Source organism: Auraticoccus cholistanensis, assembly GCF_009742705.1.
Classification (GTDB): Bacteria; Actinomycetota; Actinomycetes; order Propionibacteriales; family Propionibacteriaceae; genus Auraticoccus; species Auraticoccus cholistanensis.
Window position 1 is genome coordinate 63,853 of sequence record NZ_WPCU01000007.1, and the last position, 22,813, is coordinate 86,665.

A 22,813-nucleotide genomic window follows, 5' to 3' on the forward strand; every position below is an offset into this window, starting at 1 on the left:
CGTGCGCGTCCGGGTCGGTGGTGCCGCTAGATTTCGCGCCATGTTCGCCAAGGTGCTCGTCGCTAACCGTGGAGAGATCGCCGTCCGCGCCTTCCGTGCCGCCTACGAGCTGGGCGCCCGCACCGTGGCGGTCTTCGCCCACGAGGACCGCAACGCCGTGCACCGGATCAAGGCCGACGAGGCCTACCAGATCGGGCAGGAGGGCCACCCGGTCCGGGCCTACCTCGACATCGACGAGATCATCCGGGCGGCGAAGCGCAGCGGCGCCGACGCGATCTACCCCGGCTACGGCTTCCTGTCGGAGAACCCCGGCCTGGCCGAGGCCTGCGCGGCCAACGGGCTGACCTTCATCGGCCCGCCGGCCGAGGTGCTGCGGCTCGCCGGCAACAAGGTGCGTGCGCTGGGCGCGGCCCGCGCCGCGGGGATCCCCACGCTGAGGTCCTGCGAGCCCTCCGACGACGTGGACACCCTGGTGGCTGCCGCGGAGGACATCGGCTTCCCGGTCTTCGTCAAGGCCGTCGCCGGCGGCGGTGGCCGCGGCATGCGCCGGGTGGACGCCCCCGAGCAGCTGCGCGAGGCGCTGCAGGCGGCGATGCGCGAGGCCGAGAGCGCCTTCGGCGACCCCACCTGCTTCATCGAGCAGGCGGTGGGACGCCCCCGCCACATCGAGGTGCAGATCCTGGCCGACGGCCAGGGCGAGGTGATGCACCTGTTCGAGCGCGACTGCTCGATCCAGCGCCGCCACCAGAAGGTCATCGAGATCGCACCGGCCCCGCACATCTCGCCCGAGCTGCGCGAGGCGCTGTGCCGCGACGCGGTCACCTTCGCCCGCTCGATCGGCTACTCCTGCGCCGGCACGGTGGAGTTCCTCGTCGAGACCGAGGGCGAGCGCGCCGGCCAGCACGTGTTCATCGAGATGAACCCGCGGATCCAGGTCGAGCACACCGTCACCGAGGAGATCACCGACGTCGACCTCGTGCAGTCCCAGATGCGGATCGCGGCGGGGGAGACCCTCGCCGACCTGGGTCTGGACCAGGCCTCGGTGCGGATCAACGGGGCCGCGCTGCAGTGCCGCATCACCACCGAGGACCCCGCCAACGGGTTCCGCCCCGACACCGGCACCATCACCGCCTACCGCTCCGCCGGCGGTGCGGGCGTCCGGCTCGACGGCGGCACCGCCGACACCGGCGCCGAGATCAGCGCCCACTTCGACTCCATGCTGGTCAAGCTGACCTGCCGCGGCCGCACCTTCGAGACCGCGGTGGCGCGGGCGCGACGGGCGCTGGCGGAGTTCCGCATCCGCGGCGTCAGCACCAACATCCCCTTCCTGCAGGCCGTGCTCGACGACCCCGACTTCATCGCCGGCGACGTCTCCACCGCCTTCATCGAGCAGCGTCCCGGGCTGCTGACCACGAACGTCCCCGCCGACCGCGGCACCAAGCTGCTGCGCTGGCTGGCCGAGGTCACGGTCAACCAGCCGCACGGCCAGCCCGCGACCTGGCTCGACCCGCGCGAGAAGCGCCCTGCCGGGGTCGACCTCAGCCACCCCTCGCCGGCCGGCTCCCGGCAGCGGCTGCTCGAGCTGGGCCCGGAGGGGTTCGCCGCCGACCTGCGCAACCGCACCTCGCTGGAGGTCACCGACACCACCTTCCGCGACGCCCACCAGTCGCTGCTGGCGACCCGGGTGCGGACCAAGGACCTGCTGCGGATCGCCCCCTACGTGGGCCGGATGACGCCGGAGCTGCTGTCGGTGGAGTGCTGGGGCGGGGCGACCTACGACGTCGCGCTGCGCTTCCTCAACGAGGACCCCTGGGAGCGGCTGGCCACGCTGCGGCACAACATGCCGGGGCTGGCCCTGCAGATGCTGCTGCGGGGACGCAACACCGTGGGCTACACCCCCTACCCGACCAAGGTCACCACCTCCTTCGTCGACGAGGCGGCCCGCACCGGCATCGACATCTTCCGGATCTTCGACGCCCTCAACGACGTCGAGCAGATGCGTCCGGCGATCGAGGCGGTGCGGGAGACGGGCACCACGGTGGCCGAGGTCGCGCTGTGCTACTCCGGCGACCTGAGCAACCCCGGCGAGGACCTCTACACCCTCGACTACTACCTGCGGCTGGCCGAGCAGTGCGTCGAGGCCGGGGCCCACGTGCTCGCGATCAAGGACATGGCCGGGCTGCTGCGCCCGCCGGCGGCCCGGACGCTGGTCACGGCGCTGCGGCAGAACTTCGACCTGCCGGTGCACCTGCACACCCACGACACCGCCGGCGGCCAGCTGGCCACCCTGCTCGCCGCGGCGGAGGCCGGCGTGGACGCGGTGGACGTGGCCAGCGCCCCGATGTCGTCCACCACCAGCCAGCCGCCGGCCTCCGCGCTGGTGGCGGCGATGCAGCACACCGAGCGGGCCACCAACCTCGACCTGCGCGCGGTGATGGACCTCGAGCCCTACTGGGAGGCCGTCCGCCGGCTCTACGCGCCCTTCGAGTCCGGGCTGCCCAGCCCGACCGGGCGCGTCTACGACCACGAGATCCCGGGCGGGCAGCTGTCGAACCTGCGACAGCAGGCCATCGCGCTGGGGCTGGCGGACAAGTTCGAGCAGATCGAGGCGATGTACGCCGCGGCCAACACGCTGCTCGGCCGGCCCACCAAGGTGACGCCCTCGTCGAAGGTGGTGGGCGACCTGGCCCTGCACCTGGTGGCGGTGGGTGCCGACCCGCAGGAGTTCGCCGAGAACCCGCAGAACTACGACGTCCCCGACTCCGTGGTCGGCTTCCTCTCCGGCGAGCTGGGCGACCCGCCCGGCGGCTGGCCCGAGCCCTTCCGCAGCCGGGCGCTGCAGGGCCGCACCGTCAAGGTGCGCACCGAGGAGCTCGCCGAGGAGGACTCCGCGGCCCTCGACGTCCCCGGACGGGAGCGGCAGTCGACGCTCAACCGGCTGCTCTTCCCCGGTCCCACCAAGGACTTCACGCAGGCCCGCGAGACCTACGGCGACGTCGGCCGGCTCGACACCCTGGACTACCTGTTCGGGCTGCGCCCGGAGACCGAGACCACGGTCCCGCTGGGCAAGGGCGTGCACCTGATCCTCGGCCTGGAGGCCATCAGCGCCGCGGACGAGAAGGGCATGCGGACGGTGATGTGCACCATCAACGGCCAGCTCCGCCCGGTCCGGGTGCGCGACCACTCGGTGAAGGTCGAGGCCAAGGCCGCCGAGCGCGCCGACTCCGGCAACCCCGGCCACGTCGCCGCCCCGTTCGCGGGCGTGGTGACGGTCACCGTCGAGGAGGGTGCGCGGGTCGAGGCCGGCGGGTCGGTCGCCACCATCGAGGCGATGAAGATGGAGGCCGCCATCACCTCGCCGGTGGCGGGCACCGTGGAGCGGATCGCGCTGCACGGCGTCCAGTCGGTCGAGGGTGGCGACCTGGTGCTGGTGGTCCGGCCCGGCTGACCGGGTAGGCAGCAGGCATGAGCGACGCCTCCGCCTGGGTGCCCGACCGTCCGACCGTGCCGCGGCTGCGGCAGGCCGCCCACGGCTGCCGCGGCTGCGAGCTGTGGGAGGACGCCACCGACGTGGTGTTCTCCGTCGGCGACCCCGAGGCGGCGATGCTGCTGGTGGGGGAGCAGCCCGGCGACCAGGAGGACCGGGCCCAGACGCCCTTCGTCGGACCGGCCGGACGGGTGCTCGACCAGGCGCTGGAGGCCGCCTCCGTGCGTCGCGAGGACGTCTACCTGACCAACGCGGTGAAGCACTTCCGGCACACCCAGCGGGGCAAGCGGCGGATCCACCAGAAGCCCGAGCTGCGGCACCTGGTGGCCTGCCACCCCTGGCTCGAGGCCGAGCTGGAGGTCGTCGCGCCCGAGGTGGTGGTCTGCCGCGGGACGGGCGGTGCTGGGCCGCACGGTCCGCATCGGGGCCGAACGGGGCCGTCCGGTCACCGACCGCGACGGTCCGCCGGTGGTCATCACCAGCCACCCGTCCGCCCTGCTGCGGCTCCGGGGCCGCGGCGGCTACGACGAGGCCTTCGAGGCGCTCGTGGCCGACCTGCGCACCGCCGCGGGCCTCGTCTCCGCCTGACGGGCGTCCGGCCCGCTCAGCCGGACGGCTGCTGCTGGGCCCGGCGGACGGCCTCGGCCTCCTTGGCCAGCGCCTGGCGCAGCCGGCGCTCGGCCTCCCGGCGGGCCTGCACCGCCTCGCGGACCCGCTTGTCGCGGCGCACGGACTCATCGACCAGCGGCGTCGGCTCCGTCCCGGCCGGCGGCGGCTGCGAGGCGCCGCGCCGTTCCAGGTAGCGCTCGACCCCGTCGAGCATCAGACCGAGGCCGAACTCGAAGTCCGAGCCGTCCTCGGAGACCGCCGACATGGCCTCACCCAGGTACACCCCCGACTGCACCAGCGGGGCCAGGTCGGGGAAGCGCTCGGGCGTCACCAGCTCGCGGTACAGGGCCGCGACCTCGGGTGCGAACCAGGCGGGGCCCTCGCCTCCCGGCCCGCCCTCCCCGGGCTCGTCGCCGGCCAGGTCGTGCTCGAGCAGGGCGTAGGCGCGCACCAGCGCGGTCAGCGCCAGCAGCACCCCCAGCTTCTCCTCCTGCGACAGCTCCAGCGGTCGCATCGCCCGCATGGCGAGGTCCACCACGTGCAGGTTGTTCGGCGTCATCAGCAGGGTCGGGCTGACCCTCAGCTCGACCATCCAGGGGTGGTCGCGGTAGGCGCCGAGCACCAGCAGGGCCCACTCCCGCAGCGCGCTGCGCCAGTCCTGGTCGGGCCGCTCGGCCGGCACCGGGACCGCGGCGGTGGCGTCCTGCATCAGCTGCAGCAGCTCCTCCTTGCTGGTCACGTAGCGGTAGAGCGACATGGTGGTGAAGCCCAGCGACGAGGCCACCCGGCTCATGGTGACCGCGGAGAGGCCCTCGGTGTCGGCCAGGGCGACGGCCGCCTCGACGATCCGTTCGTGGCTCAGCTCCCGCTTCGGCCCCCGCAGGGGCGAGGCGGCCATCCCCCAGGTGATGGCGACCGCGCGCGGCAGCGTGGCCTCGGGCTCGGCGTCACGGGGACCGGTCGGCGGCATGGGGCTCATCGTAGGGCCGAGCCGCAGAACTGCGTAGCGCAGAAACTGTTTAGGGCGTACGCTGTGTGTCACGTACACAACCCTGTCAGGAGGCACCATGTCCGAACCCGCGGTGGAGATCCGCGACCTCCGCAAGTCCTACGGCCGCCAGAGCGTGCTCGACGGTGTCGAGCTCACCGTCCCGACCGGCGCACTGGTCGCCCTGCTGGGCCCCAACGGAGCCGGCAAGACGACCCTGGTCGGCATCGCCACCACGCTGGTGCGCCCCGACGCCGGATCGGTCCGGGTGGCCGGCTTCGACGTCGTGCGCCAGGCCGAGCAGGTGCGGCGCCGCATCAGCGTCACCGGTCAGTACGCCGCCGTGGACGAGGTGCTCACCGGCGTGGAGAACCTGCGCCTGATGGGCCGGCTCTCCGGCCTCGGCGCCCGGGACGCGAGGGCCCGGGCGCAGGAGCTGCTCGCCGCCTTCGACCTCGAGGACGCCGCCGGCCGGCGCGTCGGCACCTACTCCGGCGGCATGCGCCGCCGGCTCGACCTCGCGGTCAGCGTGCTGGTCCCGCCCGCGGTGCTCTTCCTCGACGAGCCGACGACCGGTCTGGACACCCGCAGCCGGCTGGCGCTGTGGCAGGTGATCGGACGGCTGGCGGCGGAGGGCACGACCATCCTGCTCACCACCCAGTACCTGGAGGAGGCCGACCAGCTCGCCGACCGGGTCACCGTGCTCGACCACGGCCGGGTGGTCGCCGAGGGCAGCCCGGCCGAGCTGAAGTCCCGGGTGGGCGGGGAGGTGGTGGAGCTGCGCGACGACCTCGACCGGGTCCTGCGGGAGGTGCCGACCGACGGCACCCTCGCCGGTCTGCGCCGGGTGGTCGACGGGCTGGACGAGGCGGCGGGCCCGGGCACCCGGGTCGGCCTGCGGCGTCCCTCCCTGGACGACGTCTTCCTGCAGCTGACAGGCCGTCCGGCCGGTGCGGCGGCCCCGGCCCGCGAGGAGGTGCTGCGATGAGCACCGCCGTCCCCGTCGTCGGCGCGCCCCCGGCGCGGCAGCACGTCAGCGCCCTCACGGCCCACCTCGTCCTGGTCGGGCGGAGCCTGCGCCGCAGCCTGCGCGACGTGGAGGCGCTGCTGATGGCGGTGGTCCTGCCGGTGGCGCTGATGCTGGTGTTCACCTACGTCTTCGGCGGCGCGCTGGACCCGGGCGGCGGCTACGTGGACTACGTCGTGCCGGGGATCGTCCTCACCTGCGCCGGTTTCGGGGCCTCCAGCACGGCCGTGGCGGTGTCGGTGGACATGACCTCCGGCGTCATCGACCGGTTCCGCACCATGCCGATCCCGGGCGCGGCCGTGCTGACCGGGCACGCGGTGGCCAGCCTGGCGCGCAACCTCGTCGCCACCGTGGTGGTCGTGGCCGTGGCGGTGGCCGTCGGCTTCCGACCCACCGCCGGCCCCGGCGGCTGGCTGGCGGCGGCCGGCCTGACGGCGCTCTACATCCTGGCCATCACCTGGCTGTTCACGGTGATCGGGCTGCTGGCCGACGGGCCCGAGGCGGCCAACGGCTACGGCTTCGCCCTGCTGTTCCTGCCCTACCTGTCGAGCGCCTACGTGCCGGTGGACACCATGCCCGGGTGGTTGCGGCCGCTGGCGGAGCACCAGCCGCTCACCCCGGTGGTGGACACGCTGCGCGCCCTGCTGCTGGGCGACGGCACGGGGGAGCCGCTGCTGGCCACGCTGTGGTGCCTGCTGGTCCTGGTGCTGTCCTACGCCGCCGCGGCCTGGCTCTTCCCGCGGCGCCGGCGCCGCTGACTCAGCGGGAGGCGAAGGCCACCAGGTCGGGCAGCGGCCGGCCCTGCTCGGCGGCGACCCGGCCCCACTGGGGGAAGCCGTCGAGCCAGTGGGAGATCGCGGTCATCGCCCCCCGGTGCGGGGACTGCCGGACCGGCGGGGAGTCCTCGGCGAGCGCCCGCCCCCAGGCCTCGGCCATGGCCAGGGCGAAGGAGTGGGGGCGGGCGCAGGCCATCTCGCCGGGCGGCGGCATCACGCCGATCATGGCGTCGTGGCTGAGCAGCCGGCCCAGCCCGACCTCGCTGGACAGCCCGGCGCGGGCCAGGTCGAAGTCGAGGGTGTCGCGCTCGCCGCGGTCCAGGTCGACGGCCAGGCTGCTCCAGGCGATGCCCTCCACCAGCCGCTCCACCAGCCGCCAGGTGGGCAGCGACCGCTCCGGGCGGACGTAGTGGCCCGAGAGCAGCGTCTCCAGGTCCTGCGGGGTGGGGTCCTCGGGAGCCAGCACCACCGCCTGCGGCGAGCGGCGGAAGATCGGGCCCAGCCTGCCGAGCAGCCCGGGGGCACCGGGTGAGCCGGCCGGGGCGAAGGCCGTGCGGGCGATCTCGCGCAGCCGCGCGGCGAACGGCGCGTCCGCTCCGACGATGTCGCGGACGTCGTCGATCGCCACCGCGTGGAGCCGCAACGCGCCCATGGGGGTCACCGTAACGGCGACACCCGCCGCCGCACCATAGGCTGGGCCGGTGACACCTCGAACCCGACAGCTGGTCGTGACCGGGGTGCTCGTGAGCCTGATCGGCATCGTCGTCGTGGCCGCCCTGCTCGGGCGCTGAGACGACGGGCCCCGAGTCGACGTGGAGCGTGAGACGAGCGTGGTGCTGGCTGGAGGTGCACGCCGCGCCGCCGCCGTCCTCGCGGCCGGTGCGGTGCTGACCGCGGCAGGCGCCGTCCTGCCGGCCGCCGCCGAGGAGGTCGAGTTCACCATCGACGACCCGGAGGTGACCGAGTCCTCCGGGCTGGCCCGTGACACCGTCTCCGGCTGGTACTGGACGGTCGACGACTCCGGGGGCGACCCGCGCGTCTTCGCCGTCGACGAGTCCGGCCGCACCCGCGGCACGGTGTCCTTCCGGGCCGAGGTCAGCGACGTCGAGGCGGTCGCCCGCACCCCCGACGGCCTCTACGTGGCCGACATCGGCGACAACGAGCGCCGGCGCGAGCTCGTGACGGTCTACCGGCTCACCTCCCCGCAGCTGGGCACCACCAGCGTCTACAACGCCTGGGACCTGCGGTACGCCGACGGCGAGGCCCACGACGCGGAGGCGATGGTGGTGACTGCCGACGGGCAGCTGCTCGTCTTCACCAAGGAGGAGCAGGGCGGGATCTGGGCGACCGGGGGCACGCCCACCGGCTCCCAGCTCAACACCCTGCAGCGGGTCGGTGACGCCCCCGCCTGGATCACCGACGCCACCGTGCTGGACGACGGCCGGATCGCCGTCCGCAGCTACACCTCGGTCAGCGTCCTCGACCCCGACGGCTACCAGGTGGTGGCCAGCGCCCCGCTGCCGCTGCAGCCGCAGGGGGAGTCGATCACCCAGTCCCTGGACGGCGAGGCCCTGCTGGTCGGCTCGGAGGGGCGGGGGTCGCAGGTGCTGCGGGTGCCGGTCCCCGAGGCGGTGGCCGAGAACCTGCCCGAGGGCAGCAGCGTGCCGCCCACCGACGACCCGTCCGCCGAGGAGGAGCCGGCTCCGTCCGCGTCGGCGGAGGCGCCGGGCGAGGGCCAGCCCGCCGAGACCCCGGCCGGGGACGCGGGCGAGGAGCCCGCCGAGGACGCCGGCGCGGCCGGCGCCCGCACCGGCACGCTGGTCGCCGTGCTGCTGGCCGCCGTGCTCGCCCTCGCCGCGGGCGCCGTGGCCTTCCTGGTCGGCCGTGGCCGGGAGGACGCCCCGGCCGGCGCGACCGAGGAGGCGGAGGCCCAGGTCGACGAGACGGGGGCCGAGGGGACCGGGGCAGGCCAGACAGGGGCCGACGTCACCACCGAGGTCACCCCGGCGGCCAGCGCGGCCACGGCGCCCGAGCCGCCGGCCGCACCCGAGCCGGAGTCCGAGCTCCCACCTGGACCCGCTCCCGAGGCCGAGCCGGAGGACGGTCCCCGCTACGAGCTGCTCGAGGAACGCCCGGGCCGGGTGACCTGGTCCGAGCCGGCCGACGTCACCGACGGCGGCCCGGCCGGACGCGACGGCGGCGAGCCGGCCCGCCCGCACGACGTCGAGGCTGACCTGCGCTGGCTCTACGAGCAGCGGGGCCGCTGAGCCCGACGCCGCTCAGGCGGTGAGCTGCTCCAGCACCCAGTCGATGCACCCGGTGAGGGCGCGGACGTCCTCGGGGTCGATGGTGGGGAACATCGCGATCCGCAGCTGGTTGCGTCCCAGCTTGCGGTAGGGCTCGGTGTCGACGATCCCGCTGGCGCGCAGCGTGGCGGCGACCTGCTTGGCGTCGACCGAGGGGTCGAGGTCGAGGGTGCCCACCACCGGCGAGCGGAACTCCGGCGCCACCATCGGCGTCACCAGCGGGTGCGCGTCGGCCCACCCGTAGAGGATCTCCGCCGAGCGCCGGCTGCGCCCGACGGCGAACTCCAGCCCGCCGTTCGCGGCCATCCAGTCCAGCTGGTCGGCCAGCAGCCACAGGGTGGCGACGGCCGGCGTGTTGAGGGTCTGGTCGGCCCGGGAGTTGGTCACCGCCACCGACAGGTCCAGGCTCTCCGGGACCCAGCGGGAGGCGGCCAGCCGCTCGGCCCGCTCCACCGCGGCGGGGGAGAGGAAGGCCAGCCACAGCCCGCCGTCGGAGCCGAGGCTCTTCTGCGGGGCGAAGTAGTAGGCGTCGGTCTGGTCCACCTGCAGCGCCATGCCGCCGGCGGCGGAGGTGCCGTCCACCAGCACCAGCGCGCCGGGGTCCGCGCCCGCCACCCGGCGGACCGGGGCGCAGGCGCCGGTCGAGGTCTCGTTGTGGGCCCAGGCGTAGGCGTCGACGCCCTCCACCGCCGTCGGCACGGCGGCCGAGCCCGGCGCCACCTCCGTCAGCACCGGGTCCTCCAGGTGCGGCGCCCGGCGGGCCGCGCGGGCGAACTTGGCCGAGAACTCCCCGAACGCGGCGTGGGCGCTGCGGCGCTCGACCAGGCAGAAGGTGGCCACGTCCCAGAACTGGGTGGAGCCGCCGTTGGCCAGCACCACCTCCCAGCCCTCGGGCAGGGAGTAGAGCTCGGCCAGCCCGCGGCGGACGCGGCCGACCAGGCCCCGGACCGGTGCCTGCCGGTGGGAGGTGCCCATCAGCTGCGCGCCCGGGCCGGCCAGCGAGGCCAGCGCCTCCGGTCGCACCTTGGCCGGGCCGCTGCCGAAGCGCCCGTCGGCAGGACGCAGGTGGGCGGGGACGACGGGTGTGCTCACCCGAGCCATTCTGGCCGACGCGGACGGCTGGGGCATGCTGTGCCCATGGCCGACTCCTCCGTCCCGCACCCGGCACCGGCCGACCTGGCGGGCGAGCGCGTGGACTACACCGCGACGCACCTGTCCCGCCGCACCGCTCCCGCCGATCCGCTGGAGCTCTTCGGGCAGTGGCTCGCCGCGGCCCTCGCGGCCAAGGCCGACGGCACCATCGGCGAGCCGACCGCGATGCAGGTGGCGACCGCCGAGGTCGACGGCGGACGGATCCGGCCGTCGGTGCGCACCGTGCTGCTCAAGGGCTTCGACGCCGACGGCTTCACCTTCTTCACCAACCAGCAGTCGCGCAAGGGCCGGGCCATCGCGGCGAACCCCGACGTCGCCCTGCAGGTGCACTGGCAGCCGTTCTACCGGGCGGTGCGCGTGGAGGGGGTGGCTGCTCCGGTGTCCCGGGCCGAGAGCGAGGCCTACTTCGCCACCCGGCCGCGCGGCTCCCAGCTCGGGGCGTGGGCGTCCCCGCAGTCCAGCGAGCTGGCCAGCAGCGAGGACCTGCGCCGGACCTGGGCGGAGCTGGAGGAGCGCTACGCCGGCGTGGAGGTGCCGTGCCCGCCGTTCTGGGGCGGGTACCGGGTGGTGCCGGAGCGCATCGAGTTCTGGCAGGGACAGCCCAGCCGGCTGCACGACCGGCTGCTGTACACCCGCACCGACGGTGGGTGGCGGATCAGCCGCCTGGCCCCCTGAGCGCTCAGGCGAGCTCGTTCAGCGTGACCGCCACCGAGGTGGGGTCGAGCTCCTGCAGCACCACCAGCCGGGGGTCGGGGGTGGGCCGGACGTCGGGTTCGCGCGGGACCCCCGACAGCGGCTCGAGCCGCGGGTCGGCGAGCACGTCCTCGACCACCCGCCGGTCGCCGCCCAGCACCAGGTGCTGCAGCCGGTCGGCCCACGGCAGCAGCACGCGGGCCGCGTCCTCGACCGCCTCCGCCCCGGCCCTGGCGGCCTGGTTGGCGCGTCGGCGGGCGTAGCGCTGCTGGGACCAGCCGCCGGCCTTGGTCCTGCCCTGCACGTAGCCCGAGCCGACCTTGGAGGCGAGCAGCTGCTCGCCGGTCACCACGCCGGCGGCGTGCCCGCCGCGCCGGGCCAGCACCACCCCCAGCGTCCGGTCGACGGCGACGTGGCGCAGCAGGGCGGGCAGCGGGTCGGGCGCGGGCGTCCAGGGCAGGAACGGCACCCGGATGCCGGCCTCGGCGCCGTCGGGGGAGCGGAGCAGCACGGCGTCCTCGGTGGCGCGGACCTCGGGGTCGCCGTGCCGGGCGGCGAAGCGGTCGAGCCAGCCGGCGAGGCGGGAGCGGGGCACCCGGACGGTCCGCGAGGAGGAGCTCAACTCAGCGGACCAGGAGGAGGAAAGGACAGACCCGCGAGCGGGTCACGTCCTGCTGGGCAGGAGGCGGCCGGTGGACTCCGGCGCTCGCGGGTCTGGGTGACGACAGTGGATTGGCCGACTCCGAGCCGGCTCGGGCCGGAATCAGCCGGCCGCCACCTCACATGTCCGACAGTCACTCATGAATCGAACCACCTCCCTTCCGTGTACGGCCACGGTAGGCACGAGCACGCCCCGAATCAATGGGTTAAGCCGGCGATTCCACCCAGGGCGGAATGCCGGCGCCGCGGCACTAGGGTGTGGCCCGTGACCGGTGAGCCGCTGACCCGACCCTGCGACGCCGCGGGAGCCACCCGATGACCGTGCTGCGGGCCGACCGGGTGCTGCTGCCCTCGGGCTGGCAGGACGACGTGGCGCTGGAGGTGTCGCAGGGCCGGCTGGCCTCGGTCACGCCGGCGGCCGGGGTGCGGGCCGACGAGCACCTCGAGGGGCTGGTGGTCCCCGGCTACGTCGACACCCACGTCCACGGCGGCGGCGGGGCGAGCTTCTCCACCACCGACCCCGACGAGGTCCGCACGGTGCTGGACACCCACGCCCGCGGAGGCACCACCACCCTGGTGGCCAGCCTGGTCACCGCCAGCCTGGAGACCCTGCTCGAGCAGGTGAGGGCGCTGGTCCCGCTGGTCCGCGCCGGGGAGCTGGCCGGCATCCACCTCGAGGGGCCCTTCCTCAACCCCGACCGCCGCGGCGCCCACGACGCCGAGCTGCTGGTCGACCCGACGCCGGAGCGGGTCGAGGCGCTGCTGGCGGCAGCCGACGGGACGCTGGCCATGGTGACCCTGGCCCCGGAGCGGGAGGGCGGGATGGCCGCGGTCGAGCGGTTCGCCGCCGCCGGGGTGCGGGTGGCCATCGGGCACACCGAGGCCGACGCCGCCACCACCGCGCGGGCGGTCGCCGCCGGCGTCGGCGTCGCCACCCACCTGTTCAACGCCATGCCCTCCATCCACCACCGCGAGCCCGGACCGGTCCCCGGGCTGCTGACCGAGCCCGGCGTCGTGGTGGAGCTCATCGCCGACGGCACCCACCTGGCCGACGAGGTGCTGGCCATGGCCGTGGCCGCCGCCGGACCGGAGCGGGTCGCCCTGGTCACCGACGCCATGGCGGCCACCGGCTGCCCCGACGGGCGCTACGAGATCGGCCAGCTCAGCGTGCAGGTGCTGGACCGGGTGGCCCGGCTGGTCACCGAGGACGGCAGCGAGGGCTCGATCGCCGGCTCCACCCTGCTGATGGGCGAGGCCGTGCAACGGGTCGCCGGGCTGCCCGGGGTGGACCTCGCGGCGGCGGTCACCATGGCCGGACGGACCCCGGCCCGCGCCCACCGGCTCGGGCAGGCCGGCACGCTGGTGCCCGGCGGCCCCGCCGACCTCGTCCAGCTCGACGCCGACGCCGGCGTCCGGGCGGTGCTGCGACGGGGCGCGTGGGTGGTCCGCTGACCCTCCCCGGCCCCGGCTGGACCGGGGGTGCGACCGGCCCGATGGCCTAGGCTGTGCTGCGCCGCCAGCAAAGTCAGGAGAGCCTTGTCGTGAGCGATCTGATCGACACCACCGAGATGTACCTGCGCACCGTGTACGAGCTCGAGGAGGAGGGCATCACCCCGCTCCGGGCCCGGATCGCCGAGCGGCTCCACCACAGCGGCCCCACCGTGTCGCAGACCGTCGCCCGGATGGAGCGCGACGGCCTGCTCCGCGTGCACGGCGACCGCCACCTCGAGCTGACCCCCCGCGGCCAGGAGCTGGCCATGCGGGTGATGCGCAAGCACCGGCTGGCCGAGCGGCTGCTCACCGACGTGATCGGGCTGGACTGGCAGCTCGTGCACGACGAGGCCTGCCGGTGGGAGCACGTCATCTCCGAGCACGTCGAGCGGCGCCTGGTGGACCTGCTGGCCGCCCCGAGCGAGTCCCCGTACGGCAACCCGATCCCCGGCCTCAACGAGCTGGGCGTCGAGCGTCCCGAGCCCGACTTCCGGGCCGGCACCGAGATGCTGTCGGACGTGGTCCGCGACCTGGCCGGCGGCGAGACCACCGTGGTGATCCGGCGGATGAGCGAGAACGTGCAGTCCGACGTCGACTTCCTGGCCACCCTCAACGCCGCGGGCGTGCTGCCCGGGGTGGAGGTGGCGGTCTCCGCCGGCGGTCTGGGCGTGCGGGTGCTGCCCGCCGGTCAGCCGGGCTGCGAGCTCGACCTGGAGACCGCCTCCCACCTGTTCGTCGCGAGGCAGTGACCGGACGCGACCCCGCCGGGACGCGTGCCCTGGTCCGGTCGCTGCTGGACCGGCACTGGTACGACGCCGTGGCGAGCCTGCTGGCCGGCTCCCGGACCGGCCCGGAGGCCCGTGCCGCGGCGCTGGCGCGGGTGGCGCGGCGCGTGCTCGACCTCGACGCGGAGGACTTCGGCGCCGTCGCGGCCCAGTACGACCGTCCCTGGGCGGACCGGCTGACCGACTCCGCGTTCCCGATCGAGCCGCGTGACGAGCGCCGGGGGGCGCTGGGCTCGCTGGTGCCGCTGTACGAGCTGATGCTGGAGGTGCTCGACCTCCGCGCCGCCCGCGGCGAGCCGCTGCAGGTCGTGGTGACCGCCCACCTGATCGGGGAGTTCCTGGCGCAGCTGGCCTGGGAGACGCGGCTGGGCCACGCCGGGGACCCGATGCGGATGGCCGCCGACGTGGGCGGGCGGTGGGGGAGCGAGGACCGGCGCTGCCCGCACTCCTCCGCGCAGCGGGCCACCGCCCGCCGCGCGCTCAACGCCTGCGACGGCGACCGGGTCGGCTACACCGCCTACCTCGACCGCTTCCACTCCCGGCTGGGTGACGCGCTCGCCGTCTGCGCCATGAACCACCGCACCGTGGCGGCCGGGGAGCGTCCCGAGGTGGCCCAGACCTGCCCCAACCCGTGCGGCTTCGCCCTCGAGGGCGACCTGGCCGCCCGCCGCGACCTGGACGCCCGGGTCCGGCTGGCACTGCTGTACGTGGAGTCGCCGCTCGTCGCGCTGCGCCACCACGCGCCCGTCGGGCACTTCTTCGGCGTGCCGTCGACCGCGGAGATCTCCCGCGCCTGGGTGCAGACCTGGGAGCGGCTCAGCCAGCCGTGGGCCGACGGCTGCAACCCGCTGCTGCTGGACGGCCCGCCCGGGCGACCCGAGCCCGAGGAGGCGCTGCCCGGCATGTCGGCCCTGGTCTCGGCGGTGGCCGGGAGGACGATCGGACCCGGACGGGTGCTGCGCGAGCTGGGCGCCGACATCCGCGCCGCACTGGACGAGGAGCTCTGAGCGACGATGGCCGCGACCGACTGGCGCCGATACCTGGCCGACTTCCACCGCGACAACCCCGGCGCGGTGCAGGAGGTCCTGGAACGGGCCCGCTCGGGGGACCACAACCCCTACGACTGGCTGGCCCGCGCGGTGCCGCCCTCCGCGCACCGGGTGCTCGACCTGGCCTGCGGTGGCGGGGCGATGGTGCGGCGGCTGGCCAGCCCGGGCCGGACCGTGGTGGGGCTCGACCTCTCCGCGGAGGAGCTCGACGTCGCCCGGCGGCGCGCGCCGGGGTCCTACGTCCGCGCCGACGGGGTGCGGCTGCCGTTCGCCGACGGCTCCCTGGACGCGGTGACGAGCGTGCTCGGGCTGCTGGTGGTGCAGCCGCTGGACGAGGCGGTCCGCGAGATCACCCGGGTGCTGCGCCCCGGCGGTGCGCTGGCGGTGATCGCGCCCTCGATCTGGCTGATGTCGCCGAAGGAGCTGGCCGACGTCACCCGGCTCACCCGCGTGCTGCGGACCCGCCCGCAGTTCCCCAACCCGGTCGAGCGGACGGGGGTCAAGGCGCTGCTGGCGCTGCTGCGGCTGCACCGGGTGGAGGACAAGCGGGAGGTGTACTTCTACACCGTCGACGACCGCGAGGACGCCGAGCGGCTGGTCCGCGCGCTGTACCTGCCGCGCTCGCCGGCGGAGCGCCGCGAGATCGCGGTCGAGCACCTGGTGCACCGGGTCGCCAAGCAGGGGCAGGTGCGGATCGCGGTCGGCATGCGCCGCGTCGTGGCCATGAAGTGAGGTGGCGGTGACGTGAGGTGCGCGTCGGGCCCAGCCGGAATAGCCGGACGCCGCTCCCGGTTGTGCCACCGAGACCCCCGGTGCGCAGCGCCGGGAACGCCGATTCGAGAGGACGCCACATGGCCACCACCGAGCTGACCGCCGAGAACTTCACCTCGACCATCACCGAGAACGACATCGTGCTGGTCGACTTCTGGGCCGACTGGTGCCAGCCCTGCAAGCGCTTCGGGCCGGTGTACGAGAAGGCCTCCAACGCCAACCCCGACATCACCTTCGCCAAGCTCGACACCGAGGCGAACCAGGACGTGGCTGCCGGTCTGGGGATCACCAGCATCCCCACCGTGATGGCCTTCCGCGAGGGCGTGCTGGTCTTCAACCAGGCCGGCGCGCTCAACGGCGCCCAGCTCGACCAGGTCATCACCGCGGTCAAGGAGCTCGACATGGAGGCCGTCCACGCCGAGGTGAAGGCCGCCCGCCAGCAGGAGTCCGCGGCTGAGTGACGCACCGGCCCCGGGTCCGGGCGACCCGGGGCTCTGCGCCGGCTGCGCGCACGCCCGGCTGAACCGGACCCGCCGCGGCCCGGTGTACCTGCGCTGCGACGCCGCCCGCACCGACGACCGGCTGCCGAAGTACCCCGGCTGCCGGTCGTCGTGTGCCCGGCCCACGCGCCGGTCGTTTGACCACCTGCCCGCGGAGGCTGACACAATGCTGGCGCCGGCCCTCGTAGCTCAGGGGATAGAGCAACCGCCTCCTAAGCGGTTGGTCCCAGGTTCGAATCCTGGCGAGGGCGCCGTGTTCGATTCCCACCGCCTCCGGGGGCCCGCAATCGGACGCCATGTCACGGCCAGGTGACGGTGCGACACGCCGACTTGACGGAGGCGGCCACAGGCGTATCCTTCTAGTCGAGACGGGCGCCGATGGAATGTCTCCTGGGGGTGGGTAGACAGGTGCTTTGAGCCCGACATCGGCGCCCTCTCCTCACGTGAACCGCAGCCCTCGTCCTCCGGGACGGGGGCTGCGGTGCGTCCCGGGCCGGTCCCCGGCCGACCGATCTCCTACGATCAGCCCCATGAGTGCAGAAGGTCTCCGCCTAGCCCAGACCAAGATGTCGCAGGCCGGTGTGCCGCAGGCCGCCATCGACGTCTTCAGCCACTACTACGCCCAGCTGGAGGAGGGGGCCACCGGACTGATCAGCGAGGACTCCATCACCCCGCTGACGGAGGTGGACCACCTCGACGACACCGAGGTCGACCCCGAGGCCGCCCGCCAGGCGCTGTCCCAGACGGTGCTCATCAAGCTCAACGGCGGCCTGGGCACGTCGATGGGCATGGACCGGGCGAAGTCGCTGCTGACCGTGCGCGACGGCAAGACCTTCCTCGACCTCATCGTCGACCAGGTGCGCCGGGCCCGCGCCCAGCACCAGGTGCGGCTCCCGCTGCTGCTGATGAACAGCTTCCGCACCGTCGACGACACCCGCGCCGCGCTCGCCGCCCACGAGGACCTGGCCGTGGACGGGCTGCCGCTGGACTTCCTGCAGAACCTCGAGCCGAGGCTGCGGGCCGACGACCTCACCCCGGTGGAGTGGCCCGACGACCCCAGCCTGGAGTGGTGCCCGCCCGGCCACGGCGACGTGTACACCGCGCTGGAGGCGTCCGGCATCCTCACCACCCTGCTGGAGCAGGGCTACCGCTACGCCGCGGTGTCGAACTCCGACAACCTGGGCGCGGCCCCGGACGCCACGCTCGCCGGCTGGTTCGCCGCCTCCGGTGCGCCCTACGCCGCCGAGCTCTGCCGGCGCACCGCGGCCGACCGCAAGGGCGGGCACCTGGCCGTGCGGGTCAGCGACGGCCAGCTCATCCTGCGCGACACCGCCCAGACCGCGCCGGAGGAGATGCACCACTTCACCGACGAGCACCGCCACCCCTACTTCCACACCAACAACCTGTGGTGGGACCTGGAGCAGCTGGCGGCCACCCTCGCCGAGCGGGACGCGGTGCTGGGGCTGCCGCTCATCCGCAACACCAAGAACGTCGACCCCGCAGACCCCTCCTCCCCGGAGGTGATCCAGATCGAGTCCGCCATGGGAGCGGCGATCGAGGTGTTCCCCGGGGCGACCGCCGTGGTGGTGGGCCGGGAGCGGTTCCTGCCGGTGAAGACCACCAACGACCTGCTGCTGCTGCGCTCCGACGTCTACGAGGTGGGGGAGCAGGGCACCGTCGACCGGACCGTGGAGCGGGCGCCGCTGGTCGACCTCGACAGCTCCTACTACAAGCGGATCCGCGACTTCGAGGCCCGCTTCCCCGCCGGAGCGCCGAGCCTGCGCGAGGCCACCGCGCTGACCGTGCACGGCGACTGGACCTTCGGTGCGGACGTGGTGGTCCGCGGCGAGGTCACCCTGGAGGACCGGGGCCCGCAGACCGTGCCGGACGGGACCGTCCTGTCGTGACCCCGTCGCCGGCCCAGTGCCTGGCCTGGGCGCTCACCGGAGAGCTGCTGGAGACCGCCGCCGGCGGCCCCGGGAGCGGGGTGGTCGCCCGGGCCCGGGCCCTGCTGGCCGCGCACGGCTGGGACCAGGCGGCCGTCCGCGAGCACGCCGCGGCCCGGCAGGCGGCCGAGCAGCCCTGGCCGCACCCGCTGCCGGAGGGCTGGGTGGGACCCGGGGGGCACGCCCAGCTGCAGGCGGGTCTGCAGCAGCTGCTCGACGAGCTGGGGGCGCGGGCCGTCCGGCCGCCCGGGCCGTCCGCGCCGCTGTCGGCCCGCGACCGTCAGCTGATCGCGGACCGCCCGCCGCACTGGTGAGCGCTCAGCGGCCCCGCAGCAGGTCCCGGATCTCGACCAGCAGCTGCTCGCTGGTGGTGAACTGGGCCTCCTCCTGCTCGACCGGCTTCGACGTGCGCGCCTTGATCTTGTTGTAGGGCAGCACCACCACGAAGTAGAGCGCGGCGGCGACGATGAAGAAGTTGAGCACCGCGTTGATGAACGCACCCACGTTGATGCCGGCCACCGCGGTGCCGCTGAAGTCGGGCTGGCCGGCGATCAGGCCGAGCAGGTCGGTCAGGATGGCGGTGAAGGTCGACACCACGGTCGCGAACGCGGTGCCCAGGATGAACGCCACGGCCAGCTCGATCAGGTTCCCGCGCAGCAGGAAGGCCTTGAATCCCTTCACGGGACGCTCCTCTCGGGGTCGGTGCGGCGCCCCGGGTCGTCGGGCGGCCGCTGCTGCTCGACGCTAGCAGCGCCGCCCGGCGGGATCGCGGTCCTCGACGGCGTGGCCCGCCGCCGCTCAGCCGAGCACCAGCGACACCGGCCCGGCCGCCGACGCCCCGGCCAGCCGCAGCGCCGTCGCCGGCGGCACCTCCACCAGCAGCAGCGCCCCTCCGCCGGAGGAGCCCGGGGAGAACAGCCCGCCCTCGGCCGGGGCCGTCGGCACGGAGGCCACCCGCGCGTCCGGGGCGAGGACCACCACCTCGCCGGTGCCCGGGTCGGCGCCCAGCACGTCCACCCGGTCGCCGACACGCAGCAGCGCGGCCACCTCGGGGTCGGAGACGCGGACGGGGGCCAGCACGCCGCCGTCGGTCTGCTCGCCGCGGGGAGCCACCACGTCGGCCTCGGTCAGCATCGTGCCGGCCGTCACCGGGGCGGTGAGCGTCCGCCCCACCAGGGCGGCCGGGTCGGTCAGGGCCGCGTCGGGCAGCGCGGCGGCGTCGACCCGTCGCACCTCCAGGTCGGTCCCGCTCAGCCGGGTGCCGCCGGGCAGCGGCCCTCCGGCGACCACCACCGGCGAGGCCTCGGGGGCCTCGGGGGAGACGGCGGCCACGGTGGCCAGCACGGCCAGCACCGCGCAGCCCGCGGCGAGGGTGCGCCGGTGCCAGGACACGGCCCGGCGCAGGCCGGAGAGGGTGAGAGCAGCCATGCCCCCACCATGGGCGGGCTGCCCGGCCGCCGACCGTCCGTCCACAGCCCCGCCGGGCGCCGCCGGCGGTTGTGGACGGCTCGCCGGCTCAGCTGGCCGGCGTCGCGGCCTTCGAGGAGGCGGTGGAGGAGCTGGCGGAGCCGGAGGAGCTGGAGGAGCCGGCGGAGGACGAGGAGCCGTTCGACCCGTTGGAGCCCGAGCTGCTGGCGGAGTCGGTCTTCGTCGAGCCGTTGGAGGAGGAGTCGGACGAGGAGCCGGCCGCGCGGCTGTCGGTCTTGTAGAAGCCGGAGCCCTTGAACACCACGCCCACGGCGTTGTAGATCTTGCGCAGCGAGCCCTGGCAGCTGGGGCAGACGGTGAGTGCGGAGTCGCTGAACTTCTGCACGACCTCGAGCTCGTGGTCGCACTGGGTGCAGCGGTACTGGTAGGTGGGCATTCGGCCTCGCTTCGTCCGTCGGTGCGGCAAACGAGGCGATGATACCCCCGCCGGGCAGCCCCTCCGGCCGCTGCCGGGCGCCGTCGGGACAGGCGTCCTCTAGGGTGTCGGGCGTGTCCCGAGCCCTCCGCATCGCCCTGTTCGGCGTCTTCGTCGGCGTGCTCCTGCTGGCTGCGCTGTCCAGCTTCGCCGCGGTCCGGATCCGCGCCCCGTTCCCGCAGACCGAGGGCCGCCTCGACCTGCCGGGGCTGGGCGCGGAGGTCGAGGTGGTGCGGGACGCGGCCGGGGTCCCGCACCTGTATGGGGACACCGTGGAGGACCTCTACACCGCCCAGGGCTACGTGCAGGCGCAGGACCGCTTCTTCGAGATGGACGTGCGCCGCCACATCACCGCCGGACGGCTGTCGGAGCTGTTCGGGGAGTCCCAGCTGGCCACCGACGCCGCGGTCCGGACCCTGGGCTGGCGGCGGGTGGCCGAGCAGGAGCTGGGGATGCTGTCGGCCGGCACCCGGCGCGCGCTGCAGGCCCACGCCGCCGGGGTGAACGCCTACCTCGCCTCCCGCAGCCCCGAGGAGCTGTCGCTGGAGTACACCGTCCTCGGGCTGCAGGGCCCGCTGCCGGCCCCGGAGCCGTGGACGCCGGCGGACTCGGTGAGCTGGCTCAAGGCGATGGCCTGGGACCTGAGCGACGCCCGCACCCAGGAGCTGGAGCGGGCCCGGCTGGTGGAGCTCGTCGGGGCCGAGCGGGCCGCCGAGCTGTACCCCCGCCCGGACCTGGACGAGCTGCGTCCGGTGCTGCCCGCAGGTGGCGTGCGCGACGGCCGCTTCGACGACGCCGCCACCGCGGGGGACGCCCGCAGCGCCGCCGCGCTGCCGCAGCTCCCCGCCGGTGCCCTCGACGTCCTCGGCCAGGCCGCGGCGGCCGAGGCGGCCGTCCCGCAGCTGCTCGGCGACGCCGACCTGGCCGGCACCGGCTCCAACGCCTGGGTGCTGTCGGGGGAGCACACCGACTCCGGGGCGCCGCTGCTGTCGAACGACCCGCACCTGGCCATCGGCATCCCCTCGGTCTTCACCCAGGTGGGGCTGCACTGCCGCCAGGTCGGGCCGGGCTGCCCGCTCGACGTGTCCGGCTTCTCCTTCGCCGGGGTCCCCGGGGTCGTCATCGGGCACAACCAGTCCATCGCCTGGGGGTTCACCACCCCCTACCTCGACACCGAGGACTACGTGCTCGAACGCGTCCGCGCCGACGGCACGGTGTACCGCGAGGGCGGCTGGCAGCCGCTGCAGACCCGCACCGAGCTGATCCGGGTGCGGGGGGAGTCCGAGCCGCGGCAGATCACCGTCCGCTCCACCCGGCTCGGCCCCGTGGTCTCCGACGTCGACGAGCAGGTGGCGGCGATGGCGGCGCAGGCCGGCCCGGCGTCGGGGGAGCCGACGCCCGGGGCCGAGCAGCAGCCCGAGCAGTGGGCGGCGGTGCTGCAGTCCACCGCGCTCACCCCGGGGCCGTCGATGGACGCCCTGCTCGCGATCAACCGGGCGCAGGACTTCGAGCAGTTCCGCGAGGCCACCCGCGACCTGGTCGCCCCCTCCCAGAACATCGTCTACGCCGACACGGCCGGCACCATCGGCTACCAGCTCCCGGGCGCCGTCCCGCTCCGCGACGGCCGCGACGGCCGCACCCCGGCCCTCGGCTGGCGCGACGACGCCGCCTGGACCGGGACCATCCCGTTCGAGCAGCTGCCCTGGAGCCAGGACCCGGCCGAGGGGTTCGTGGTCAGCGCCAACCAGGCGGTCGTGGACGAGGAGGACTACCCCCACCGGCTGCACACCGACCCCTCGCAGGGGTGGCGCAGCCAGCAGCTGCGGGACCGGCTGGCCGAGCTGACCGCCGACGGCGGCACGGTCAGCACCGACGAGGCCGAGGAGCTGTTCTACGACACCCGGGTCCGCTACGCCGACGCCCTGGTGCCAGCCATGGTCGAGGCGCCCGTGCTGGAGCCGTGGGTGGCCGACGGCCAGCGCGTGCTGGCGGAGTGGGACCTGCGCGCCGACCCCGGCTCCGCGGGTGCCGCGTGGTTCTCCGTCGCGGTCCGCGAGGTGCTGCGGCTGACCTTCTCCGACGAGCTGCCCGAGGAGCTGTGGCCCGGCGGCGGCGACCGCTGGATGGCGGTGCTGGCCGAGCTGGTGGCCGACCCCGACAACCCGTGGTGGGACGACGTGACCACCCCCGACGTGGTCGAGCAGCGCGACGACGTGCTGGCCGAGGCCAACCTCGCCGCCCGCAAGCAGATCACCGCCCTGATCAGCCGCGACCCGGCCGGCTGGGAGTGGGGCAAGCTCCACCGGCTCGAGCTGACCCACCAGACGCTCGGCACCAGCGGCGTCGGCGTCGTGGAGCGGCTGTTCAACCGCGAGGGGCCGGGTCTGGGAGGCACCACCGGCACGGTCGAGGCCACCTCCTGGGACGCCCGCGAGCGCGACTTCACCCCGCTCAACGGTCCCGCGATGCGGATGCTGGTCGACCTCGGCCAGCTCGACGCCTCGCGCTGGGTGAACCAGACCGGCGTCTCCGGGCACGCCTTCGCCGAGCACTACGAGGACCAGAGCCGGCTGTGGGCCCGCGATGAGATGATGCCCTTCGTGCACGGCGCCGAGGCCGTGCACGCCGCCGGGGTGGACACCCTCGTGCTGGCCCCGGTGCAGTAGGGAG

At 74.8% G+C, this 22,813-nt stretch carries 21 protein-coding genes, 1 tRNA gene and 1 pseudogene; 16 read left to right on the forward strand and 7 right to left on the reverse strand.

What is annotated here, in order from left to right; genetic code table 11:
• Positions 1–40 precede the first annotated feature (40 nt).
• The 3 genes and pseudogenes from GC722_RS11210 to GC722_RS18415 all read left to right on the forward strand — a co-directional run bounded on the left by GC722_RS11210 (position 41) and on the right by GC722_RS18415 (position 4,075).
• Complete coding sequence (locus GC722_RS11210) at positions 41–3,448, forward strand: pyruvate carboxylase (RefSeq protein ID WP_156610158.1); 3,408 nt, start codon at positions 41–43, stop codon at positions 3,446–3,448.
• Positions 3,449–3,603: 155 nt separating this feature from the next.
• Positions 3,604–3,831, forward strand: a pseudogene (locus tag GC722_RS18410) (uracil-DNA glycosylase family protein); the annotation flags it as partial.
• Positions 3,832–3,886: 55 nt separating this feature from the next.
• Complete coding sequence (locus GC722_RS18415; protein WP_231747828.1) at positions 3,887–4,075, forward strand: uracil-DNA glycosylase family protein; 189 nt, start codon at positions 3,887–3,889, stop codon at positions 4,073–4,075.
• A gap of 16 nt (positions 4,076–4,091) precedes the next feature.
• Here GC722_RS18415 and GC722_RS11220 read toward each other — a convergent pair whose 3' ends face one another.
• Positions 4,092–5,066: a TetR/AcrR family transcriptional regulator gene (locus tag GC722_RS11220; RefSeq protein ID WP_156610160.1), complete on the reverse strand. Its 975-nt coding sequence runs from the start codon at positions 5,064–5,066 to the stop codon at positions 4,092–4,094.
• Positions 5,067–5,163: 97 nt separating this feature from the next.
• Between GC722_RS11220 and GC722_RS11225 the strand changes: the two genes are divergently transcribed.
• Both GC722_RS11225 and GC722_RS11230 read left to right on the forward strand, forming a co-directional pair.
• Entirely contained in the window at positions 5,164–6,072 is a 909-nt protein-coding gene (locus GC722_RS11225) for an ATP-binding cassette domain-containing protein (RefSeq protein ID WP_156610162.1), read from the forward strand.
• Entirely contained in the window at positions 6,069–6,869 is an 801-nt protein-coding gene (locus tag GC722_RS11230; RefSeq protein ID WP_156610164.1) for an ABC transporter permease, read from the forward strand. Before GC722_RS11225 ends, GC722_RS11230 begins: the two co-directional genes overlap by 4 nt.
• Position 6,870: 1 nt before the next feature.
• Here GC722_RS11230 and GC722_RS11235 read toward each other — a convergent pair whose 3' ends face one another.
• Entirely contained in the window at positions 6,871–7,539 is a 669-nt protein-coding gene (locus tag GC722_RS11235; protein WP_156610166.1) for a hypothetical protein, read from the reverse strand.
• Positions 7,540–7,699: 160 nt separating this feature from the next.
• Between GC722_RS11235 and GC722_RS11240 the strand changes: the two genes are divergently transcribed.
• On the forward strand, positions 7,700–9,154 hold the full coding sequence (locus GC722_RS11240; protein ID WP_156610168.1) for a hypothetical protein: 1,455 nt from the start codon (positions 7,700–7,702) through the stop codon (positions 9,152–9,154).
• 12 nt (positions 9,155–9,166) lie between these two features.
• Here GC722_RS11240 and serC read toward each other — a convergent pair whose 3' ends face one another.
• Entirely contained in the window at positions 9,167–10,294 is a 1,128-nt protein-coding gene (gene serC / locus GC722_RS11245; RefSeq protein ID WP_156610170.1) for a phosphoserine transaminase, read from the reverse strand.
• 36 nt (positions 10,295–10,330) lie between these two features.
• On the opposite strand from serC, the gene pdxH reads away from it, so the two are divergent.
• Entirely contained in the window at positions 10,331–11,020 is a 690-nt protein-coding gene (pdxH, locus tag GC722_RS11250) for a pyridoxamine 5'-phosphate oxidase (RefSeq protein WP_156610172.1), read from the forward strand.
• Between the two features lie 4 nt (positions 11,021–11,024).
• Here the strand turns inward: pdxH and GC722_RS11255 are convergent, their stop codons facing one another.
• Complete coding sequence (locus GC722_RS11255; RefSeq protein ID WP_331714710.1) at positions 11,025–11,633, reverse strand: acVLRF1 family peptidyl-tRNA hydrolase; 609 nt, start codon at positions 11,631–11,633, stop codon at positions 11,025–11,027.
• A 380-nt stretch (positions 11,634–12,013) separates the two neighbouring features.
• On the opposite strand from GC722_RS11255, the gene GC722_RS11260 reads away from it, so the two are divergent.
• The 8 genes from GC722_RS11260 (at position 12,014) to GC722_RS11295 (ending at position 18,554) form a co-directional block, all read left to right on the forward strand.
• A complete protein-coding gene (locus tag GC722_RS11260) occupies positions 12,014–13,150 on the forward strand; it encodes an N-acetylglucosamine-6-phosphate deacetylase (RefSeq protein WP_156610175.1) in 1,137 nt (378 codons plus the stop codon).
• Between the two features lie 89 nt (positions 13,151–13,239).
• Positions 13,240–13,938: a metal-dependent transcriptional regulator gene (locus GC722_RS11265; RefSeq protein WP_331714711.1), complete on the forward strand. Its 699-nt coding sequence runs from the start codon at positions 13,240–13,242 to the stop codon at positions 13,936–13,938.
• Positions 13,935–14,981 (forward strand): hypothetical protein, encoded by a 1,047-nt coding sequence (locus GC722_RS11270; protein WP_331714712.1) that lies wholly within the window; start codon positions 13,935–13,937, stop codon positions 14,979–14,981. Before GC722_RS11265 ends, GC722_RS11270 begins: the two co-directional genes overlap by 4 nt.
• 6 nt (positions 14,982–14,987) lie before the next feature.
• On the forward strand, positions 14,988–15,755 hold the full coding sequence (locus GC722_RS11275) for a class I SAM-dependent methyltransferase (protein ID WP_156610178.1): 768 nt from the start codon (positions 14,988–14,990) through the stop codon (positions 15,753–15,755).
• Positions 15,756–15,874: 119 nt separating this feature from the next.
• Complete coding sequence (trxA, locus tag GC722_RS11280) at positions 15,875–16,255, forward strand: thioredoxin (protein WP_156610180.1); 381 nt, start codon at positions 15,875–15,877, stop codon at positions 16,253–16,255.
• A 217-nt stretch (positions 16,256–16,472) separates the two neighbouring features.
• Positions 16,473–16,545, forward strand: a tRNA-Arg gene (locus GC722_RS11285).
• A 279-nt stretch (positions 16,546–16,824) separates the two neighbouring features.
• Complete coding sequence (locus GC722_RS11290) at positions 16,825–18,201, forward strand: UTP--glucose-1-phosphate uridylyltransferase (RefSeq protein ID WP_156610182.1); 1,377 nt, start codon at positions 16,825–16,827, stop codon at positions 18,199–18,201.
• Positions 18,198–18,554: a hypothetical protein gene (locus GC722_RS11295; RefSeq protein WP_156610183.1), complete on the forward strand. Its 357-nt coding sequence runs from the start codon at positions 18,198–18,200 to the stop codon at positions 18,552–18,554. The genes GC722_RS11290 and GC722_RS11295 overlap by 4 nt, the downstream gene beginning before the upstream one ends.
• Positions 18,555–18,558: 4 nt before the next feature.
• On the opposite strand, the gene mscL is transcribed toward GC722_RS11295, so the two are convergent.
• The 3 genes from mscL to GC722_RS11310 form a co-directional block, all read right to left on the reverse strand.
• Positions 18,559–18,921: a large conductance mechanosensitive channel protein MscL gene (gene mscL, locus GC722_RS11300; RefSeq protein ID WP_331714713.1), complete on the reverse strand. Its 363-nt coding sequence runs from the start codon at positions 18,919–18,921 to the stop codon at positions 18,559–18,561.
• Between the two features lie 117 nt (positions 18,922–19,038).
• Positions 19,039–19,668, reverse strand: coding sequence for an SAF domain-containing protein (locus GC722_RS11305; RefSeq protein WP_156610185.1), 630 nt, complete (start codon positions 19,666–19,668; stop codon positions 19,039–19,041).
• An 88-nt stretch (positions 19,669–19,756) separates the two neighbouring features.
• Complete coding sequence (locus GC722_RS11310; protein WP_156610187.1) at positions 19,757–20,104, reverse strand: FmdB family zinc ribbon protein; 348 nt, start codon at positions 20,102–20,104, stop codon at positions 19,757–19,759.
• Between the two features lie 113 nt (positions 20,105–20,217).
• On the opposite strand from GC722_RS11310, the gene GC722_RS11315 reads away from it, so the two are divergent.
• Positions 20,218–22,809: a penicillin acylase family protein gene (locus tag GC722_RS11315; protein ID WP_197430031.1), complete on the forward strand. Its 2,592-nt coding sequence runs from the start codon at positions 20,218–20,220 to the stop codon at positions 22,807–22,809.
• Positions 22,810–22,813: the final 4 nt, after the last annotated feature.

Excerpts from the sequence above, each read along its gene's own strand:
- GC722_RS11220 (WP_156610160.1), bottom strand. The coding sequence starts at position 5,066 with ATGCCGCCGACCGGTCCCCGTGACGCCGAGCCCGAGGCCACGCTGCCG.
- GC722_RS11275 (WP_156610178.1), top strand. The coding sequence starts at position 14,988 with ATGGCCGCGACCGACTGGCGCCGATACCTGGCCGACTTCCACCGCGAC.
- GC722_RS11290 (WP_156610182.1), top strand. The coding sequence starts at position 16,825 with ATGAGTGCAGAAGGTCTCCGCCTAGCCCAGACCAAGATGTCGCAGGCC.
- serC (WP_156610170.1), bottom strand. The coding sequence starts at position 10,294 with ATGGCTCGGGTGAGCACACCCGTCGTCCCCGCCCACCTGCGTCCTGCC.
- GC722_RS11235 (WP_156610166.1), bottom strand. The coding sequence starts at position 7,539 with ATGGGCGCGTTGCGGCTCCACGCGGTGGCGATCGACGACGTCCGCGAC.
- GC722_RS11225 (WP_156610162.1), top strand. The coding sequence starts at position 5,164 with ATGTCCGAACCCGCGGTGGAGATCCGCGACCTCCGCAAGTCCTACGGC.
- GC722_RS11230 (WP_156610164.1), top strand. The coding sequence starts at position 6,069 with ATGAGCACCGCCGTCCCCGTCGTCGGCGCGCCCCCGGCGCGGCAGCAC.
- GC722_RS11260 (WP_156610175.1), top strand. The coding sequence starts at position 12,014 with ATGACCGTGCTGCGGGCCGACCGGGTGCTGCTGCCCTCGGGCTGGCAG.
- GC722_RS11310 (WP_156610187.1), bottom strand. The coding sequence starts at position 20,104 with ATGCCCACCTACCAGTACCGCTGCACCCAGTGCGACCACGAGCTCGAG.
- trxA (WP_156610180.1), top strand. The coding sequence starts at position 15,875 with ATGGCCACCACCGAGCTGACCGCCGAGAACTTCACCTCGACCATCACC.
- pdxH (WP_156610172.1), top strand. The coding sequence starts at position 10,331 with ATGGCCGACTCCTCCGTCCCGCACCCGGCACCGGCCGACCTGGCGGGC.
- GC722_RS11210 (WP_156610158.1), top strand. The coding sequence starts at position 41 with ATGTTCGCCAAGGTGCTCGTCGCTAACCGTGGAGAGATCGCCGTCCGC.
- GC722_RS11305 (WP_156610185.1), bottom strand. The coding sequence starts at position 19,668 with ATGGCTGCTCTCACCCTCTCCGGCCTGCGCCGGGCCGTGTCCTGGCAC.